Consider the following 17,297-nt stretch of genomic DNA (forward strand, 5'->3'; position numbering starts at 1 on the left):
GCGGCTTGCGCGCGGGCGCACATGTGCTTCGGATACATCGGACACGAAGCTGCGAGCTTCGCACCCAACTACTTCGTTACCTTACCTAACTCTTGACGATTTCTTGACGCTCGGCGAGGGAAGATCGAACATCCCTCCGTACCGGTACCCGACTCCGCGTCAAGTGGCACAAGGCCCTGCGCCTATGGTTGCTCCAGCACTCCAGGACCGCCTGCCGCTCGCGTTAGGACAGCAAGGACAGCGATGCCCCCCAACACCACCGCCACATCGGGTGACAAGCCCGGCAAGTCCGGCAGGAAGAAGGGGCGCAAAGCCCGTTTGATCGTGCTTGTGCTGGTGCTGGCCATCATCGGAGGCATTGCCTACGGCGCCTACTGGTCCATCAGCACCGTCCGCGCGTCCTTCCCGCAGACCAAGGGTTCGATCACACTCGAGGGCCTGACCGGGCCCGTCGACGTGAAGCGGGACGGCTACGGCATCCCGCAGATCTACGCGGACTCCGACGAGGACCTGTTCATGGCGCAGGGCTATGTCCAGGCCCAGGACCGGTTCTACGAGATGGACGTCCGCCGGCACATGACCTCCGGGCGGCTCTCGGAGATGTTCGGCAAGAGCCAGGTCGACAACGACGAGTTCCTGCGCACCCTGGGCTGGGACCGTGTCGCCAAGGAGGAGTACGACAGCAAGCTGTCGGCCGACACGAAGAAGTACCTCCAGGCCTACGCCAAGGGGGTCAACGCCTACCTCAAGGGCAAGGACGGCGCCGACATCTCCCTGGAGTACGCGGCCCTGGGGTTCACCAACGACTACAAGCCCACCGAGTGGACCCCGGTCGACTCGGTCTCCTGGCTGAAGGCGATGGCCTGGGACCTGCGCGGCAACATGCAGGACGAGATCGACCGCGCCCTGATGACCAGCCGCCTCGGCCCGGCCCAGATCGCCGAGCTGTACCCGCAGTACCCGTACGACCGGAACCAGGCGATCGTCCAGGACGGCCAGTACGACGAGCTGACGAAGACGTTCGAGCAGAGCGACGGCCAGAGCGACTCCGACGACAGCTCCACGGACGGCACGGGTGCGTCCTCGGACTCATCCTCGGGCAGTACGGAGGGCTCGGCCCTCCAGAGCCAGCTCTCGGGCCTCTACAACGTCCTGGACGACCTGCCCACGGCCGTCGGCGTGAACGGCAACGGCATCGGCTCGAACTCCTGGGTCGTCGCCGGCAAGAACACGATCACCAATATGCCGCTGCTGGCCAACGACCCGCACCTGTCGGCGTCGCTGCCGTCCGTCTGGTATCAGATGGGCCTGCACTGCCGCGCCGTCTCGAGCAAGTGCCAGTACGACGTCTCCGGCTACACCTTTGCGGGAATGCCCGGTGTGATCATCGGCCATAACCAGACCATCTCCTGGGGCATGACCAATTCCGGCGTCGATGTCACCGACCTCTACCTGGAGAAGCTCTCCGGGGACGACGGCTACCAGTACGACGGCAAGGTGAAGCCGTTCGTCACGCGCGAGGAGACCATCAAGGTCGCCGGCGGCGAGTCCAAGAAGATCGTCGTCCGGGAGACCGAGGACGGGATGCCCCTGCTGTCCGACCGTGACGACGAACTCGTCGATGTCGGCAAGAAGGCCACCGTCGACACCGCGGCGCCCGACCGCGGCGACGGCTACGGCGTCGCCCTGAAGTGGACCGCGCTGACAGCCGGCACGTCCATGGACGCCGTCTTCGACATCGACAAGGCGAAGGACTGGGACAGTTTCCGCAAGGCGGCCGAGAAATTCGACGTGCCCTCGCAGAACCTCGTCTACGCCGACACCTCGAACCACATCGGCTACCAGCTGCCCGGAAAGATCCCCACGCGCGCGAAGGGCGTCGACGGCTCGATCCCGGCGCCGGGCTGGCTCTCCAAGTACAAGTGGAAGGGCTACATCGACTTCGATGAGCTGCCCTACGAGTACGACCCCGCCCGCGGCTACATCGTCACCGCCAACCAGGCCGTGGTCGACAAGGACAAGTACCCGTACACGCTCACCACGGACTGGGGCTACGGCGCGCGCAGCCAGCGGATCACCGACCTGATCAAGGGCAAGATCAAGGGCGGCGGCAAGATCTCCACCGACGACATGCGCCAGATGCAGCTGGACGACGACAGTGAGATCGCGAAGCTGCTCGTGCCCGTGCTGAAGAAGATCAACCTGGACTCCCCGGACGTCCGTGAGGCACAGAAGCTGCTGGAGAACTGGGACTTCACCCAGGACGCCGACTCGGCCGCGGCCGCCTACTTCAACGCGGTCTGGCGCAACATCCTCAAGCTGGCCTTCGGCAACAAGCTGCCCAAGGAGCTGCGCGTCGAGGACCAGTGCCTGTGGGTCGACCCGGTCAACACCACAGGCCCGGTCGACGACACCGAGAAGGTTCGTGAGTGCGGCCAGCGCGACGCCGACCAGGCGCAGCCGGACGGCGGCGACCGCTGGTTCGAGGTCGTGCGCAACCTCATGACGAAGACGGACAGCGACTGGTGGACGACGCCCGACTCGGGCACCCGTCCCGGCGCCGACCACGACCGCGACAAGCTGTTCGCGCGGGCCATGATCGACGCCCGCTGGGAGCTGACCGCCAAGCTCGGCAAGGACATCGACACCTGGAGCTGGGGCCGGCTGCACCGCCTGTTCCTGAAGAACCAGACCCTGGGCACCAGCGGCCCCGGTTTCCTCCAGTACATCCTCAACCGCGGCCCGTGGAAGCTCGGCGGCGGCGAGGCGACGGTCAACGCGACCGGCTGGAACGCGGCCGGCGGTTACGGCGTCGTATGGGTGCCGTCGATGCGGATGGTGGTCAACCTCGACGACCTCGACAAGTCGAAGTGGATCAACCTCACCGGAGCCTCGGGACACGCCTTCAGCGCTCACTACACCGACCAGACGAGCAAGTGGGCCAACGGTGAACTGCTCGACTGGTCCTTCTCGAAGAAGGCGGTCGACGACAGCACCAGCGACACCCTCGTGCTCAAACCCTGAGCTGCCGACCGTCCGGAAGGGGCCCTCCACGCGCGCGTGGAGGGCCCCTTCCGGCATGAGGGCGGCCCCTTCCGGCATGAGGGCACGGTGGTCAGGTGAAGCGTCGTGTCCCCGAGGGCGTCACCACCGCGTGCACCGGCCGGTCGTGCGTCTCCCCGGGGACGTGCTCGACGACCTCGGCGTCGTACAGGAGCACCACCAGCGCGGGGTGGGCCCCGGAGGCCGCCAGCCGCGCCAGTACGCGGTCGTACGATCCTCCGCCGCGCCCCAGGCGTGTTCCGCGCGCGTCTACCGCCAGTCCCGGCAGCAGCACCACGTCGGCGGCCGTCACGGCGTCCGGGCCGAGGCGCTCGCCGGCGGGCTCCAGGAGGGCCATCTTCCCGCCGTGCAGGACCCGCGCGAGAGCGCCTTCGCCGGTGTAGGCGCCCCAGTCCAGGTCGTTGTCGGGCAGCAGCGCGGGGAGCAGCACCCGCACGCCCCGCGCGCGCAGCGTGTCCAGCAGCGCCAGGGTGCCCGGCTCGGTACCCACGGAGACGTATGCCGCGACCGTGCGCGCGTGCGTCAACTCGGGCAGCTCCAGGGCCCGCTCGGCCAGGGCGACGGCCGCCGCGCGCACGTCATCGGGCGTCAACCTGTTTCTCACGGCGAGGAACCCTCGCCGCAACGTACGTTTGTCAGACTCTGGTACGCCTTCGAGGTGGCTCATATGTCGCTCCCGTACTTGTCCCACACTGCTCCAATGCGTTCATATGATCATCAATTAACCGGAGCCGCAGATCCCTCTCAAAGTCACCGGATAAGGTTGCCGACATGACGCAGTCGCACCCCAGGATCAGCAAGGCTGTCATCCCCGCAGCCGGCCTCGGCACCCGGTTCCTGCCGGCGACCAAGGCCACTCCCAAGGAGATGCTGCCGGTCGTGGACAAGCCGGCTATCCAGTACGTGGTCGAGGAAGCCGTCTCCGCCGGCCTCGACGACGTCCTCATGGTCACAGGCCGCAACAAGCGCCCTCTCGAGGACCACTTCGACCGCAACTACGAACTCGAGTCGGCCCTGCAGAAGAAGGGCGACGCCGCCCGGCTCGCCAAGGTCCAGCAGTCCAGCGACCTCGCGACCATGCACTACGTGCGCCAGGGCGACCCCAAGGGACTCGGACACGCCGTCCTGTGCGCGGCCCCGCATGTAGGGCAGGAGCCCTTCGCCGTCCTGCTGGGCGACGACCTGATCGACCCCCGCGACCCGCTGCTCCAGCGGATGATCGAGGTGCAGGAGCGGCACGGCGGCAGCGTCGTCGCGCTCATGGAGGTCGCCCCCGAGCAGATCCACCTCTACGGCTGCGCGGCCGTGGAGGCCACCGTGGACAGCGACGTCGTCAAGGTGATCGGCCTCGTCGAGAAGCCGGACCCGGCGGACGCCCCGTCGAACTACGCGATCATCGGACGCTACGTCCTCGACCCGAGTGTGTTCGGCATATTGCGGCAGACCGAGCCCGGCCGCGGCGGCGAGATCCAGCTCACCGACGCCCTCCAGCAGCTCGCGCAGGACGAGAAGGTCGGCGGCCCCGTCCACGGAGTCGTCTTCAAGGGCCGCCGCTATGACACCGGCGACCGCGGCGACTACCTGCGTGCCATTGTCAGACTCGCGTGCGAACGTGAGGATCTGGGTCCGGACTTCCGGTCCTGGCTTCGCAGTTACGTCACCGAGGAGATGTAGCCACTTTGAGCACCGCCGCGCACCGCCCCACCGGCCGGGACCAGCTCTGGTCGGTGGACGAACACCTGGAGGACATCCTCGCCACCGTCCGCCCCCTGGAACCCATCGAGCTGCAACTGCCCGACGCCCAGGGCTGCGTCCTGGTCGACGACGTCATGGTGCCGGTCTCACTGCCGCCCTTCGACAACAGCTCCATGGACGGGTACGCGGTGCGGGTCGCGGATGTCGCGGGCGCGAGCGAGGAGTTCCCGGCGGCCCTGGACGTCGTCGGGGACGTCGCGGCGGGACAGGCGGCCGACCTGCTGTACGTGGGACCCGGCCAGGCCGCCCGGATCATGACCGGCGCCCCGCTCCCGGCGGGCGCCGAGGCCGTCGTTCCCGTGGAGTGGACCGACGGCGGACTCGGCGAGGGCCCGGTCAGCGGGATGCGTGCCCGCAGCCTCGCCCCCGAGCAGGCGTCGGGGCACGTGCGCGTGTACCGGCCCGCCGAGGCACGCGCGCACGTACGCGCGAAGGGCAGCGACGTGAAGGCGGGCGACCGCGCCCTCGACGCCGGGACCGTCCTCGGACCGCCCCAGATCGCCCTGCTCGCCGCGATCGGCCGGGGCACCGTACGCGTGCGCCCGCGCCCGCGCGTGGTCGTGATGTCCACCGGCAGCGAACTCGTCCAGCCCGGCGAGGAGCTGGGCAGCGGCCAGATCTACGACTCCAACAGCTTCGCCCTCACCGCGGCCGCCCGGGACGCCGGCGCCATCGCCTACCGGGTCGGCGCGGTCGCCGACGACGCCGAGACGCTCCGCTCCACCATCGAGGACCAGCTCGTCCGCGCCGACCTCGTCGTCACCACCGGCGGGGTGAGCGTCGGGGCGTACGACGTCGTCAAGGAGGCCCTTGAGCACGTCGGCGACGAGGACGAGGCGGGCAGCGGTGTCGAGTTCCGCAAGCTCGCCATGCAGCCCGGCAAGCCCCAGGGCTTCGGCTCCATCGGCCCCGACCACATCCCCCTGCTGGCCCTGCCGGGCAACCCGGTGTCGTCGTACGTCTCGTTCGAGCTGTTCGTGCGCCCCGCCATCCGTACCCTCATGGGCCTCGAGGACGTCCACCGGCCCACCACGCGCGCGAAGCTGATCGCCGACAAGGCGCTGACCTCGCCGAAGGGCCGCAGACAGTTCCTGCGCGCCACCTACGACGACGGCACCGTCCGCCCCGTCGGGGGCGCCGGCTCCCACCTGGTCGCGGCCCTCGCGCACGCCGACTCGCTGATCGTCGTCCCCGAGGACGTGGAGTCCGTCGAGCCCGGTGCCGACGTCGAGGTGGTCCTCCTCGGCTGAGTGGCCCTGGTTGGGGGTACCGTGTCGCGCACAACAGGCCCGGACCGGGAGCGCCACACCACCATGAGTACGCAGGACCGACTGACGCACATCGACGACGTGGGCGCTGCCCGCATGGTCGACGTTTCCGGCAAGGACGTCACCGCGCGCACCGCGCGTGCCAGCGGGCGGGTTCTCGTCTCGCCCCGTGTGGTCGAGCTGCTGCGCGGCGAGGGGGTACCCAAGGGGGACGCGCTGGCCACCGCGCGGATCGCGGGCATCATGGGCGCCAAACGCACCCCGGACCTGATCCCGCTGTGCCACCCCTTGGCCGTCTCCGGTGTGAAACTGGATGTGTCGGTCGCGGACGACGCCGTGGAGATCACCGCCACGGTGAAGACGACGGACCGCACGGGCGTCGAGATGGAGGCGCTCACCGCGGTCTCCGTCGCCGCGCTCACCGTGATCGACATGGTGAAGGCGGTCGACAAGGGAGCGGTCATCACGGACGTGCGCGTGGAGGAGAAGACGGGCGGCAAGTCGGGCGACTGGAGCCGGGCATGACACTCGACACGTCGGCCGGTGGCGCGCTGCTCGCTCCGTACAGCGCACTGGTCGTGACCGCCTCCAACCGGGCCGCCGCCGGCGTCTACGAGGACAGGGGCGGCCCGCTGATCGCCGAGGGCCTGCGCGGCTTCGGGTTCGCCGTCGACGGGCCGCAGGTGGTCCCCGACGGGGATCCGGTGGAGGCGGCGCTGCGGGCCGCCGTCGAGGCCGGGTACGACGCCGTCGTCACCACCGGCGGCACCGGCATCTCGCCCACCGACCGCACCCCGGAGGCCACCCGCGCGGTGATCGACCACGAGGTGCCGGGCATCGCCGAGGCCATCAGGGCGTACGGCCGGGAGAAGGTGCCCACCGCGGCGCTCTCCCGGGGCCTGGCCGGTGTGTCGGGCGGCACGCTGATCGTCAACCTGCCGGGCTCCACCGGCGGGGTGAAGGACGGGCTGGCCGTCCTGGAGCCCCTGCTGATCCACGCCGTCGACCAGATCCGTGGCGGCGACCACCCCAGACCGAGCCACGGGGGTGCGAGCTGAACACCTCATCCTGGCCCGTCGAACTGGTGGAGGGCGACATCGTCCTGCGGCCCATAAAGCTGCGCGACCAGCGGGCCTGGCGCGAGGTCAACCGGCGCAACCGGGACTGGCTGCGCCCCTGGGAGGCGACCATCCCGCCGCCCGCGCCCAGCGGGCCGATCGCACACCGGCCGACCTACCGCCAGATGGTCCGGCATCTGCGGTCCGAGGCGAACGCGGGCCGGATGCTGCCGTTCGTGATCGAGTACCAGGGGCGGCTCGTCGGGCAGTTGACGGTCGCGGGGATCACCTGGGGGTCGATGTGCTCCGGGCACGTCGGCTACTGGGTGGACGAGTCGGTGGCCGGCCGCGGTGTGATGCCGACGGCCGTGGCGCTCATCGTGGACCACTGTTTCCGCACCGTCGGACTGCACCGCATCGAGGTCTGCATTCGGCCGGAGAACGGGCCGAGCCGCCGGGTCGTGGAGAAACTCGGATTCCGTGAGGAAGGGCTGCGGCCGCGCTATCTCCACATCGACGGCGCCTGGCGTGACCACCTCGTCTTCGCGCTCACGGCGGAGGAGGTCCCGGAGGGACTGCTGAACCGGTGGCGGCGCACACGCTCGCAGAAGGCGTCCAATTGAATTAGCCGATTAGCCGAATGCATGTTCGAAAATGATCGGTTGATCGCACCGGTCGCAAAAAAAGTTCGAAATATCAGCCAGATCGTGCGACACACCGGCCCAATTGGCGGATGGCCTCACGTAAACCCCTCTACCGTGTGAGGCGTGAGCAGCAGCGGCCTCATCTACGCAGTCATTGTCGGGGCCTGGGCCGCCTACTTGGTGCCTATGTGGCTCCGTAGGCAGGACGAGCTGAACGAGGCCCGTCCGACGGAACGCTTCAGCACCGCCATCCGGCTGCTGTCCGGACGGGCGGGAATGGAGCGCCGGTACGCCAAGGACCTGCGGGCGCGCTCCACCGAGGAGGGGGAGTCCGACGCCGACGTTCCGGACGCCGTCACCGCATCGGTGGACGTCCGGTCCTTCGCCATGCCTCCGACCCGCCCGCAGGTGAAGGCGCCGGTCCAGGAGCGGGTTCAGGAACGAGCTCAGGACCGAGCCCCGGAGCGCGGACAGGAACGAGCCCCGGAGCGCGGACAGGAACGAGGGGCGGGGCGTCCGGAGGCCGGGCGTCCGGAGGCGGCGCGTGAACCGGCGGCCAAGCCCGCGCACGACCACCGTGAACAGGGCGCCAAGGCCGCACGCGAAGGCGGCGCCGTTCCGGCCGGCCGTCGGGCGCCGGTCGCCCGGCGCACGCCCGCCGAGCAGGCGTCCGCCGCGCGCGCCCAGCGCTCGAAGGCGCTCGCGCGCCGTCGGCGCACCACCGTGATGCTCTTCCTCGCCTTCACGCTCGGCGCGATCGTCGCGGCGGTCGGCGGGCTCGCGTTCCTCTGGGCGCCCGGAGTGCCCGCCGTCCTGCTCAGTGCGTACATCGGGTACCTGCGCGCCCAGGAGCGCCGTCGCTTCGCCTTCCAGATGGACCGCAGGCGCGCCGAGGTCGCCGCGCAGCGGCTGCGGGAGCGTCAGCCGCGCCGACGCGCGCCCGCCGCGGCGAACGCCTCGTCCGTCGACACCGGCCCCGACGCCGGCGCAGAGGAGCCGCACGCGGCCCCCGAGCCGGAGACCGACCCGGGTCTGCTGGCGCTCGCCGCGGACCGCAGGGCACTCGTCGAGCAGACCGATCACGCGGAGTGGGTCGACCAGCAGCGCGAGCGGCAGCGCCGGCCCGGCCACGGCGAGAGCTGGGACCCGGTCCCGGTACCGCTGCCGACGTACGTGACCGCGCCGGTCGCGCCCCGGGCGACCTCCGACGTTGACCTCGGGGCGCCGGACGCCTGGAGCTCGGCCCGTTCGAGTTCGGTGGCGCCCGAGCACGAAGCGGCGGACGCCGGGGACGCACCGGCCGGGGAATCCGGCGAGGCGGACCGCGCGGAGGACCGGGAAGCGGACGGCGACGAGCGGAGCGACGCCCGGCGCGCGGCCTCCGCCCGACGCTCGCGCGAACGCGGCCGCACCCCGCTGTTCGACCAGTACGAGGACGGCGAGCGACCGCTGGCCGCCAACGAATGAGAGGCCCCGCATCCCGCGCCCGGCCTCGGGGAACGGATTTCCAAGCAGGCCGACCGGGGTGCTAGAGTTTCACTCGTTGCAAGGGCCTGTGGCGCAGTCTGGTAGCGCACCTCGTTCGCATCGAGGGGGTCTGGGGTTCAAATCCCCACAGGTCCACGCAGCATAGAGCCCCCGCCGGGTAACCGGCGGGGGCTCTATCGTGTTCGCGCTCGGTCGGTCGGTCGTCGCCGGTGGTTCAGGTCTGGTGGCAGGTCCGGTGGTTCATGACCGGGGCGGGCGTAGAGCCGGTGTCGCCGATGTCACTGCCGTGGTTGTTGCGAGCAGGGCGCAGGCTGCCGTTGCCCAGGTGAGTGCCTGCCAGGGCAGGGCGATGGTCGGTGGGGCCGACAGCAGGTGCAGGGCGGCGCTCAGGCCGGTCAGGTTGACGGCCGTGACCAGGAGGCCCAGCAGTGTGCCGACCGCCACGGCGATCAGTGCCTCGGTGGCGGCCAGTCGCAGTATCTGGCCACTGGTGGCGCCGGCCCGCCGTAGGGCCGTCAGGTCGGCTCTGCGTTCGGCGGCAGCCAGGGCCAGGGTGTTGGCCACCGAGATGCCGGTGTAGAGAAGCGCGATGCCCAGGACGAGCAGCATGCCGAGCCGGGTCGTCCGGTTGGTCTGCGGGAGAGCCGCTCGCACCCACTGCGTCCTGCTCGTCACCCGCACCCCGTCGACGGTCCGCAGCCGGGCACCCACCGCCGTCGGGTCGGCGCCCGCCCGTACCCGTACGTCCACGCGGTCCACGCCCCCGCCGCCGGCGTTGGCCGGGGTGACGTAGGCGCCGTTGTCCCCGGTGCCGATGGACAGTACGGCGGCGATCCGGAGGGTCCTCGGCGTGCCGTCTCCGAGCCACACCCGCACCTGTTGTCCCACCCGGTGTCGCGCCCACTCCTCGGTCACGACGATCGACCCGTCGTCGAGGTCGGTGAGCCGCCCGGCGGTCACCGGCAGCCGTACGGTGGTGGCGAGCAGCGCCGGATCGGCCGCCCTGGCCTCGGACTTCACCAGCGCCACGCCGTCCTCCAGCGTGAACACGGTGGTGGCGGAACTGGCCGACACGACCGTGCCGGGCACCTGCCGCAGCCTCTCGAGTGCTTCCGCCCGCAGGGTTGTTCCGTCCCGCGGGGTCACCACGAAGTCGGCGACCGTCTGCTGCCGTACCTCCGCGGCCCGCGCCGCGCCGATCGTGGCCGTCGCGCCCAGCAGGGAGCCCGCCAGCGCGACGGTCACCAGGACGGGCGCGGCCACCGCGGCGGTACGGCGGACCCCGGCGACCGCCCCGGCCCGCGCCAACAGGCCCACCGCGCCCGGCAGCCGGGGCACCAGCGGACGCACCGTCAGGGGCGAGAGCAGCGCCACGGCAGTGATGAGCAACAGGGGGCGGCTGATGTACGACTTGCGGTGGAGCAGCTCGCCCGGGTCGGTCGCCAGCGTGTACGCCAGGAGCGCGCCCGCCGTGAGCGCGAGAGCCGTACCGCACGCGCGTCGTCCCAGGGTCAGCGCGCGCCCGTCCACCGAGGCCTCGCGCAGCGCCTGGGCCGGGGCGGTGCGTCCGGCCCGCCAGGACGCGGCGAGCGCACCGCACAGGGCGACCAGCAGGCCCGTCCAGAAGGCCAGGTGGTACGGCCAGACGCCGGCCGAAGGGCCGCCGATCGCGTACCACTTCGGCGCGAGCCCGCCGTCGACCACCAGTTCGGCCAGGTGCGGCGCGCCGTACGTGCCCAGCACGCAGCCCGTCGCCGAGGCGAGCGTGCCGATCAGCAGGGCCTCCGCCAGGACCGTCCGCCGGATCTGGCCCGGTGTCGCCCCGGCGGTGCGCAGCAGGCCGAACTCGCGGCGCCGCCGGTCGACCGCGAAGGCGAAGGTGGAGGCCACGACGAAGACGGACACGAAGGCGGTCACGCCACCCGCCGTGCCGAACAGGGCGTTCAGCGCCGTCAGGGCTTCGGCGTCGCGGCCCGGGTCGGCGTCGGCCAGCCGGCGGGCGTCCCCGGTGAGGATCCGTACGTCCTCGCCCTCGCCCTCGTCCCCGTCCCCGTTCTGGTCCTCGTCCTTGACCGCCGCTCGTACGGCCGCCGCGTCGGCCTCGACGACCAGCTGGGTCGACTCCGGGGCCAGGCGGGCGGCTTGGGCGTCCGGGTAGAACACGGCGTGCTCGAAGCCGGGGCCGGTTCCGGGGCCGGTTCCGGCTTCGAGTCCGGTGCCGGGTCCCGGTTCGCTCACCGTCGCGACTGTTCCGACCACGCGCAACGGTCCGTCCGCGGTGTGCAGCCGGGTGCCCACGGTCGCCCAGTCGCCGCTGGTCACCACCTCGTCGGCCGCTGCCGGGGCCCGGCCCGCGGTCAGCCGGTAGGGGGCGAAGCGGGCCGTCGACCAGGGGTGGCCGACCAGGTCGTCCGGTGCGGCAGGGGCGCCGTACGCCCGGACCGGGAAGGAGCGGTCCTCGGTGACCGGGCCGAGCGCGCGGAGCGCGGCGACGGTCCCGGCGGGCACCGGGCGCGGTCGGGCCAGCTCCTTCGTCCGCTCACCGGTGGAGGTCGCCACCCGCAGGGTGTCCTGGCCCCTGACCACCACCGGCGCCGCCGCGAAGCGCTCCGGCGCGCGCACCGGCGCGTCCAGGGACGCGGCCAGCGCCTGTCCCATCACGGTGAGCAGGGCGACGCCGAGCGCGAGGGCGACGAAGCTGCCGGCGAAGGCGGCCCATCGGGCGCGCAGGGTGTGCCACGCGACGCTCAGCACGCGGCACCTGCCGGGGAGAGAGCGGCGCCGTCGGCTGCGGTCTCCAGCCCCGCCATCCGGGTCGCGATCGCCTCCACGGACGCGTCGGCGCCGCGGAGTTCGCCGTGGACGCGGCCGTCGACCAGGAAGACCACCCGGTCCGCGTAGGAGGCGGCGAGCGGGTCGTGGGTGACCATGACGACCGTCCGGCCGGCCTCGTCGACCAGGGAGCGCAGCAGGATCAGCACCTCGCGGCCGGTACGGGAGTCCAGCGCGCCGGTCGGCTCGTCGCCGAACAGGACCTCAGGGCGGGTGATCACCGCGCGGGCCAGGGCGACGCGTTGCTGCTGGCCGCCGGAGAGCCGGTCCGGGCGGTGACCGGCGCGGTCGGCGAGTCCGACCTGGCGCAGGGCGTCGCGGACCTGTGCCCTGGACGGGCGGCGGCCGGCCAGCCGCAGCGGGAGGGCGACGTTCTGCTCGGCGGTGAGGGTGGGCAGCAGGTTGAACGACTGGAAGACGAAGCCGATCCGCTCCCGGCGCAGCAGCGTCAGCCGCCGTTCGCTCAGCCCGGTCAGTTCGGTGCCGCCGATCCGCACCGACCCCGAGGTCGGCCGGTCCAGCCCGGCGGCGCACTGGAGCAGTGTCGACTTGCCCGAGCCGGACGGCCCCATGACGGCGGTGAACGAGCCCCGGGGGAGGGCGAGGGTGACGTCGTCGAGCGCGGTCACCCCGGTGCCCGAGGCGCCGTATCGCCTGCTCACGGAGGTCAGTTGGACGGCGTGTGTGGTCATGGCCCCACGAAACCGTGCGCGCCCCGGTCCCGTCTGTCGGGCAGGACCGAGACCTGGGGTAGGGCCAGGCATACCCCCGAACCTCCGGTCAGGCAGATGGTCCCGGCGCGGCGCCCCTTCTACGGTGATCCGTATGCAACCCCGAAACGTGTGGCAGGCCTTGATCCGCCCGGGTTACCTGCTGTCGCCGTGGCCCTGGCGGGCCGTCGCCTACCTGCTGACGGGGGCCGTCACCGGAGCCGTCGTCCTCGTGGGGCTGGTCGCGGTGGTGGCGGTGGGCGGAGTTCTCGCGGTCGTCCTCGTCGGGCTGCCGCTGCTCGCGGCCGTCGCCTTCGCCGGGCTGCCCGTGGCCGCTCTGGAGCGGCGCCGGCTGCGCCTCGTCGACGCGGACGACGCGCCCGGCGCGCATGTCGAGCCCGCCGCGCCGGGCCTGCGCAGCTGGCTCACCACCCGGCTCCGGGAACGGGCCACCTGGCGTGAGCTCGGCCACACCCTCCTCGCCGCGTGCCTCCTGTGGCCGGCCGAGGCGCTGCTGCTGACCGTCGCCCTGTTCGTCCCTCTCGCGACGGTCGCGGCCCCGCTGCTGCTGGCGACGGTCGGCGAGGGCCGTGAGACGAAGGTGCTCAAGGTGTGGACGGTGACCGGCTGGCCGGCCGCGTTCGGCGCCGCCGCGCTGGGCGTGCTGTTGCTGGCCGTGGGCGGATACGCCCTCGGGGCCGCGGCGGGGGCCAGGGCCGCGCTGACCCGGCTGCTCGTCGCCCCGCGCGGGGGCGATCCGCAGGCCAGGGTCGTCGAACTGACACGCTCACGCGCGCGGTTGGTCGACGCGTTCGAGGGAGAGCGCCGGCGGATCGAACGCGATCTGCACGACGGCGCCCAGCAGCGGCTGGTCGCGCTCACCATGAACCTTGGCCTGGCCCGTCTCGACGCCCCGCCCGGCGGCCCCCTCGCCGAGCAGCTCGCCCGTGCCCATGAGGAGGCGGGTGCGGCCCTCGCGGAACTGCGTGAGCTGATCCACGGCATCCACCCCCAGGTGCTCGCCGACTACGGCCTGGAGGCGGCCGTCGCCGACGCGGCCGACCGCTCGCCCGTCCCGGTGGACGTGGAGTTCGCCCGGCCGGCGCCGCGGCTCCCGCAGGCCGTGGAGGCCGCCGCCTACTTCGTGGTCCGCGAGGCACTGGCCAACGTGGCCCGGCACAGCGGTGCGCGGCGCGCACGCGTGCGTGCGGAGCACCGGGGCGGGCGGCTGCTCGTCCTGGAGGTGACCGACGACGGCCGTGGCGGCGCCGACAGCGCCCGCGGCACCGGCCTCACCGGTCTCGCGGACCGGGTGTCGGTGCTCGATGGAAGACTGATCCTGACCAGCCCGCCGGGCGGACCGACCCTGCTGCGTGTGGAGATCCCTTGCGAGCCGAGCCCGCAGAATCAGCCGAGCCAGTCGAGCCAGTCGAGCCCGCCGAACGAGCCGAGCGAGCCGAGCGAGCGGACGGGGGCGGTCAGCGAGGCCTCCGCGTAGTCCTCGCCGAGGACGGCGTCCTGCTGCGCGACGGCCTGACGACGCTGCTCACCCGCTTCGGGCACGAGGTCGTGGCGGCGGTGGGCGACGCGCCGGGGCTGCTGGAGGCGGTCGCCGACCACGCGCCCGACATCGTCGTGACCGACGTCCGCATGCCGCCCGCCTTCCAGGACGAGGGACTGAGGGCGGCGGTCCTGCTGCGCGCGGAGCGGCCAGGACTGCCGGTGCTCGTCCTCAGCCAGTACGTGCAGCGCGCGTACGCGGCCGAACTCCTCGACTCCGGCGACGGCACCGGCGTCGGCTATCTGCTCAAGGACCGGGTCGGCCAGGTGGAGGAGTTCGTCGACGCGCTGCGCGAGGTCGCGGCCGGCGGCACGGTCGTCGATCCGGAGGTCGTACGGCAACTGCTGCGCCGGCGCCGCGACCCGCTGGCCCGGCTCACCCCACGCGAGCGGGAGGTGCTGGCGCTGGTGGCGGAGGGGCGGTCCAACGGTGCGATAGCCCGTCAGCTGGTGGTGTCGGAGGCGGCCGTCGGCAAGCACATCGGCGGCATCCTCACCAAGCTGGACCTGCCCCCGGCCGACGACACCCACCGCCGCGTCCTGGCGGTGCTCGCCTACCTCAGAAGCTGAGGTTCTCCCGGAGCCGAGCGGTTTTTGGAGCCGAGGTTGCTCAGGAGCCGAGGTTGCTCAGAGGCCGAGCGGCTTGGCGTAGCACCGGCTGTTCTCGTACTCGCGGTAGTAGCCGAACTTCGTGCACGGCGCGTATCCGCTGGAGGTGTACAGGGCGATGGCCTCGGGCTGCTCGGTGCCGGTCTCCAGGACCATCCGGACGCGGCCGGCCGCCCGCGCGTCCTCCTCCAGCGCGGTGAGCATCCGCCGGGCCAGGCCTCTGCCCCGCATCTCCCGGATCACGAACATCCGCTTGAGTTCGGCGTCGCCGTCCTCGTGCCCCTCGCCGTCGTCGTCCTGGCTGCGCCAGCCGCCCGTGGCCACCGGCCGGTCCAGCTCGTCGTACGCGATGAGGTAGACCCCGCGCGGCTGCTGGAAGTCGGACGGCTCCAGGACCGTGGCGTCACCGCCGTCGCCGTAGCGCTCGTGGTACTCGGCCTGGACCTCGTCGTTGAGCTTGACGGCGTCGGGGTGGTCGAAGGCGACCGGACGTATATTCATGCTGCTCACAGTAGTTGTATGCACAATCCTGGAAAAGTCGATTCTGGACCTGGTCCAGTGTGCCGGTATCCGCCGGAGGGCGGAGGGCGGAGGGTGGAGGTCGGAGGCCCGCGCGGGACCGGGCCTGTATCGTGCCGGGGTGCTGACCGTGACCTCCGTGAACGTGAATGGACTGCGTGCCGCCGCGAAGAAGGGCTTCGTGGAGTGGCTCGCCGACACCTCCGCCGACGTGCTGTGCCTCCAGGAGGTGCGTGCCGAGCCGGGGCAGTTGCCGGAGGCGGTCCGGGCCCCCGAGGGCTGGTTCGTCACCCACGCGCCGGCCGCCGCGAAGGGCCGCGCCGGTGTCTCCCTGTACAGCCGCCGTGAGCCGGACGCCGTCCGGATCGGCTTCGGCTCGTCCGAGTTCGACGGCAGCGGCCGTTACGTCGAGGCCGACCTGCCCGGTGTGACGATCGCCTCCCTCTACCTGCCCTCCGGTGAGGTCGGTACCGACCGGCAGGACGAGAAGGTCCGCTTCATGGGCGAGTTCCTGGCCCATCTCAAGGACCTGCGTGCCCGTGCCGCCGCCGACGGCCGCGAGGTCCTCGTGGTGGGCGACTGGAACATCGCCCACCAGCAGGCCGACCTGAAGAACTGGCGCTCCAACACCAAGAACTCCGGCTTCCTCCCGGAGGAGCGCGACTGGCTGACCCAGGTCTTCGCCCCGACGGACGGCGGCTACGTCGACGTCGTGCGGTCGCTGCACCCGGACGTGGCGGGGCCGTACACGTGGTGGTCGTACCGGGGCCGGGCCTTCGACAACGACTCGGGATGGCGCATCGACCTTCACGTATCGACGCCCACCCTCGCGGGCAAGGCCGTCAAGGGATTCGTGGAGCGGGCGGCCACACATGGCGAACGCTGGTCGGACCACGCTCCGGTGACGGTGGTCTACGACCTTTAGGCGACCTCCAGGGTGGCCTCCAGGACGACCTTCAGGACGACCTATGGGGCGACGGCACGTACGACCTGGGTATGACGGCAATCACCACCGCCATCACCACCGCAACCGCAAGTGCGACCGCGGTCGGGATCTCTAGGTCGACTTGTGCAGTCGTCGGTCCAGGGCGAGGGACAGTTCCGCCTCGACCACGCTGCGTGCCAGTGGGCGCAGGCGGGGCAGGTCGTCCTCGGTCGCGTGGCGCAGGATCAGGTCGGTGAAGAGGGTGGCGAGGGCGTCGGCGTGTTCGCGGACCCGGACGCCGGCCGCCAGCACCTCGGCGAGCGGGATGCCCTCGCGGACCAGGGCGGAGGAGACGTCCAGCAGACGGCGGCTGATGTGGACGATCTCGTCGCCGTCGGTGCCCAGGTAGCCGAGGTCCAGGGCGGCGGCGAGGTTCTCGGTGGTGACCTGGCCCTCGAAACGCGCGGCGAGTTCCTCGGGGGTCAGGCGGACCGGTTCCTCCTCGGTGGGGCCGCCGACGCCCAGGAGGTCGGCCACGCCGCGGCCGTGGTCGAGGGCGTCCGCCAGCTCCGCGATGCCGGTGAGGGTGTGGCCGCGTTCCAGCAGCGCCGCGATCGTGCGCAGGCGGGCCAGGTGATGGTCGTCGTACCAGGCGATACGGCCTTCGCGGCGTGGTGGCGCGAGGAGTTTGCGCTCGCGGTAGAAGCGCAGGGTGCGCACCGTGATGCCGGCCTCCGCGGCCAGCTCCTCCGTTCGGTACTCCCGCTTGTCCGTCACGGGTGAAGCCTATGTTGTACCGCCGGTAACTTTCCCTCTCCCGGCCCCTACCCATCGGTACGGAGCTGCTCTACGCTCCCATTGCGCCA

At 71.7% G+C, this 17,297-nt stretch carries 15 protein-coding genes and 1 tRNA gene; 11 read left to right on the forward strand and 5 right to left on the reverse strand.

Annotated elements, in window-relative coordinates:
* Positions 1-243 precede the first annotated feature (243 nt).
* Positions 244-3,024: a penicillin acylase family protein gene (locus tag OG933_RS25260; RefSeq protein ID WP_405629032.1), complete on the forward strand. Its 2,781-nt coding sequence runs from the start codon at positions 244-246 to the stop codon at positions 3,022-3,024.
* 91 nt (positions 3,025-3,115) lie between these two features.
* On the opposite strand, the gene OG933_RS25265 is transcribed toward OG933_RS25260, so the two are convergent.
* Positions 3,116-3,730 carry a 5-formyltetrahydrofolate cyclo-ligase gene (locus OG933_RS25265; RefSeq protein ID WP_405629033.1) on the reverse strand — a complete coding sequence of 205 codons (615 nt, stop codon included), beginning with the start codon at positions 3,728-3,730 and terminating at the stop codon, positions 3,116-3,118.
* 104 nt (positions 3,731-3,834) lie between these two features.
* On the opposite strand from OG933_RS25265, the gene galU reads away from it, so the two are divergent.
* The 7 genes from galU to OG933_RS25300 all read left to right on the forward strand — a co-directional run bounded on the left by galU (position 3,835) and on the right by OG933_RS25300 (position 9,411).
* Positions 3,835-4,737 (forward strand): UTP--glucose-1-phosphate uridylyltransferase GalU, encoded by a 903-nt coding sequence (galU, locus tag OG933_RS25270; RefSeq protein WP_054244072.1) that lies wholly within the window; start codon positions 3,835-3,837, stop codon positions 4,735-4,737.
* Positions 4,738-4,742: 5 nt separating this feature from the next.
* Positions 4,743-6,068 (forward strand): gephyrin-like molybdotransferase Glp, encoded by a 1,326-nt coding sequence (glp, locus tag OG933_RS25275; protein WP_362523629.1) that lies wholly within the window; start codon positions 4,743-4,745, stop codon positions 6,066-6,068.
* A gap of 63 nt (positions 6,069-6,131) precedes the next feature.
* Positions 6,132-6,611, forward strand: a complete 480-nt coding sequence (moaC, locus tag OG933_RS25280) for a cyclic pyranopterin monophosphate synthase MoaC (RefSeq protein WP_020128380.1) — start codon at positions 6,132-6,134, stop codon at positions 6,609-6,611.
* Positions 6,608-7,144: a molybdenum cofactor biosynthesis protein B gene (locus OG933_RS25285; RefSeq protein WP_405629036.1), complete on the forward strand. Its 537-nt coding sequence runs from the start codon at positions 6,608-6,610 to the stop codon at positions 7,142-7,144. Before moaC ends, OG933_RS25285 begins: the two co-directional genes overlap by 4 nt.
* Positions 7,145-7,170: 26 nt before the next feature.
* Positions 7,171-7,767, forward strand: coding sequence for a GNAT family N-acetyltransferase (locus OG933_RS25290; protein ID WP_020128382.1), 597 nt, complete (start codon positions 7,171-7,173; stop codon positions 7,765-7,767).
* A 144-nt stretch (positions 7,768-7,911) separates the two neighbouring features.
* A complete protein-coding gene (glpR, locus tag OG933_RS25295; protein WP_405629037.1) occupies positions 7,912-9,255 on the forward strand; it encodes a gephyrin-like molybdotransferase receptor GlpR in 1,344 nt (447 codons plus the stop codon).
* Between the two features lie 82 nt (positions 9,256-9,337).
* Positions 9,338-9,411, forward strand: a tRNA-Ala gene (locus OG933_RS25300).
* Positions 9,412-9,516: 105 nt separating this feature from the next.
* Here the strand turns inward: OG933_RS25300 and OG933_RS25305 are convergent.
* Positions 9,517-12,030, reverse strand: coding sequence for an ABC transporter permease (locus tag OG933_RS25305; RefSeq protein ID WP_405629039.1), 2,514 nt, complete (start codon positions 12,028-12,030; stop codon positions 9,517-9,519).
* Entirely contained in the window at positions 12,024-12,800 is a 777-nt protein-coding gene (locus OG933_RS25310; RefSeq protein ID WP_054244077.1) for an ABC transporter ATP-binding protein, read from the reverse strand. Before OG933_RS25310 ends, OG933_RS25305 begins: the two co-directional genes overlap by 7 nt.
* A gap of 133 nt (positions 12,801-12,933) precedes the next feature.
* On the opposite strand from OG933_RS25310, the gene OG933_RS25315 reads away from it, so the two are divergent.
* Together OG933_RS25315 and OG933_RS25320 are read left to right on the forward strand one after the other, a co-directional pair.
* Entirely contained in the window at positions 12,934-14,316 is a 1,383-nt protein-coding gene (locus OG933_RS25315; RefSeq protein WP_405629040.1) for a sensor histidine kinase, read from the forward strand.
* A 20-nt stretch (positions 14,317-14,336) separates the two neighbouring features.
* Positions 14,337-14,948, forward strand: coding sequence for a response regulator transcription factor (locus OG933_RS25320; RefSeq protein ID WP_028806619.1), 612 nt, complete (start codon positions 14,337-14,339; stop codon positions 14,946-14,948).
* A 57-nt stretch (positions 14,949-15,005) separates the two neighbouring features.
* On the opposite strand, the gene OG933_RS25325 is transcribed toward OG933_RS25320, so the two are convergent.
* Positions 15,006-15,488 (reverse strand): GNAT family N-acetyltransferase, encoded by a 483-nt coding sequence (locus OG933_RS25325; RefSeq protein WP_362523643.1) that lies wholly within the window; start codon positions 15,486-15,488, stop codon positions 15,006-15,008.
* Positions 15,489-15,627: 139 nt separating this feature from the next.
* Between OG933_RS25325 and OG933_RS25330 the strand changes: the two genes are divergently transcribed.
* Positions 15,628-16,431: an exodeoxyribonuclease III gene (locus OG933_RS25330; protein ID WP_142264751.1), complete on the forward strand. Its 804-nt coding sequence runs from the start codon at positions 15,628-15,630 to the stop codon at positions 16,429-16,431.
* Between the two features lie 132 nt (positions 16,432-16,563).
* Here the strand turns inward: OG933_RS25330 and OG933_RS25335 are convergent, their stop codons facing one another.
* A complete protein-coding gene (locus OG933_RS25335; protein WP_142264750.1) occupies positions 16,564-17,208 on the reverse strand; it encodes a MerR family transcriptional regulator in 645 nt (214 codons plus the stop codon).
* Between the last annotated feature and the right edge of the window lie 89 nt (positions 17,209-17,297).

The organism is Streptomyces sp. NBC_00016 (genome assembly GCF_045040885.1).
Lineage (GTDB): Bacteria > Actinomycetota > Actinomycetes > Streptomycetales > Streptomycetaceae > Streptomyces > Streptomyces coriariae.

Bases quoted from the DNA above. Each gene is read 5' to 3' on its own strand.
- OG933_RS25260 (WP_405629032.1), top strand. From the start codon at position 244: ATGCCCCCCAACACCACCGCCACATCGGGTGACAAGCCCGGCAAGTCC.
- OG933_RS25265 (WP_405629033.1), bottom strand. From the start codon at position 3,730: ATGAGCCACCTCGAAGGCGTACCAGAGTCTGACAAACGTACGTTGCGG.
- galU (WP_054244072.1), top strand. From the start codon at position 3,835: ATGACGCAGTCGCACCCCAGGATCAGCAAGGCTGTCATCCCCGCAGCC.
- moaC (WP_020128380.1), top strand. From the start codon at position 6,132: ATGAGTACGCAGGACCGACTGACGCACATCGACGACGTGGGCGCTGCC.
- OG933_RS25285 (WP_405629036.1), top strand. From the start codon at position 6,608: ATGACACTCGACACGTCGGCCGGTGGCGCGCTGCTCGCTCCGTACAGC.
- OG933_RS25310 (WP_054244077.1), bottom strand. From the start codon at position 12,800: ATGACCACACACGCCGTCCAACTGACCTCCGTGAGCAGGCGATACGGC.
- OG933_RS25315 (WP_405629040.1), top strand. From the start codon at position 12,934: ATGCAACCCCGAAACGTGTGGCAGGCCTTGATCCGCCCGGGTTACCTG.
- OG933_RS25325 (WP_362523643.1), bottom strand. From the start codon at position 15,488: ATGAATATACGTCCGGTCGCCTTCGACCACCCCGACGCCGTCAAGCTC.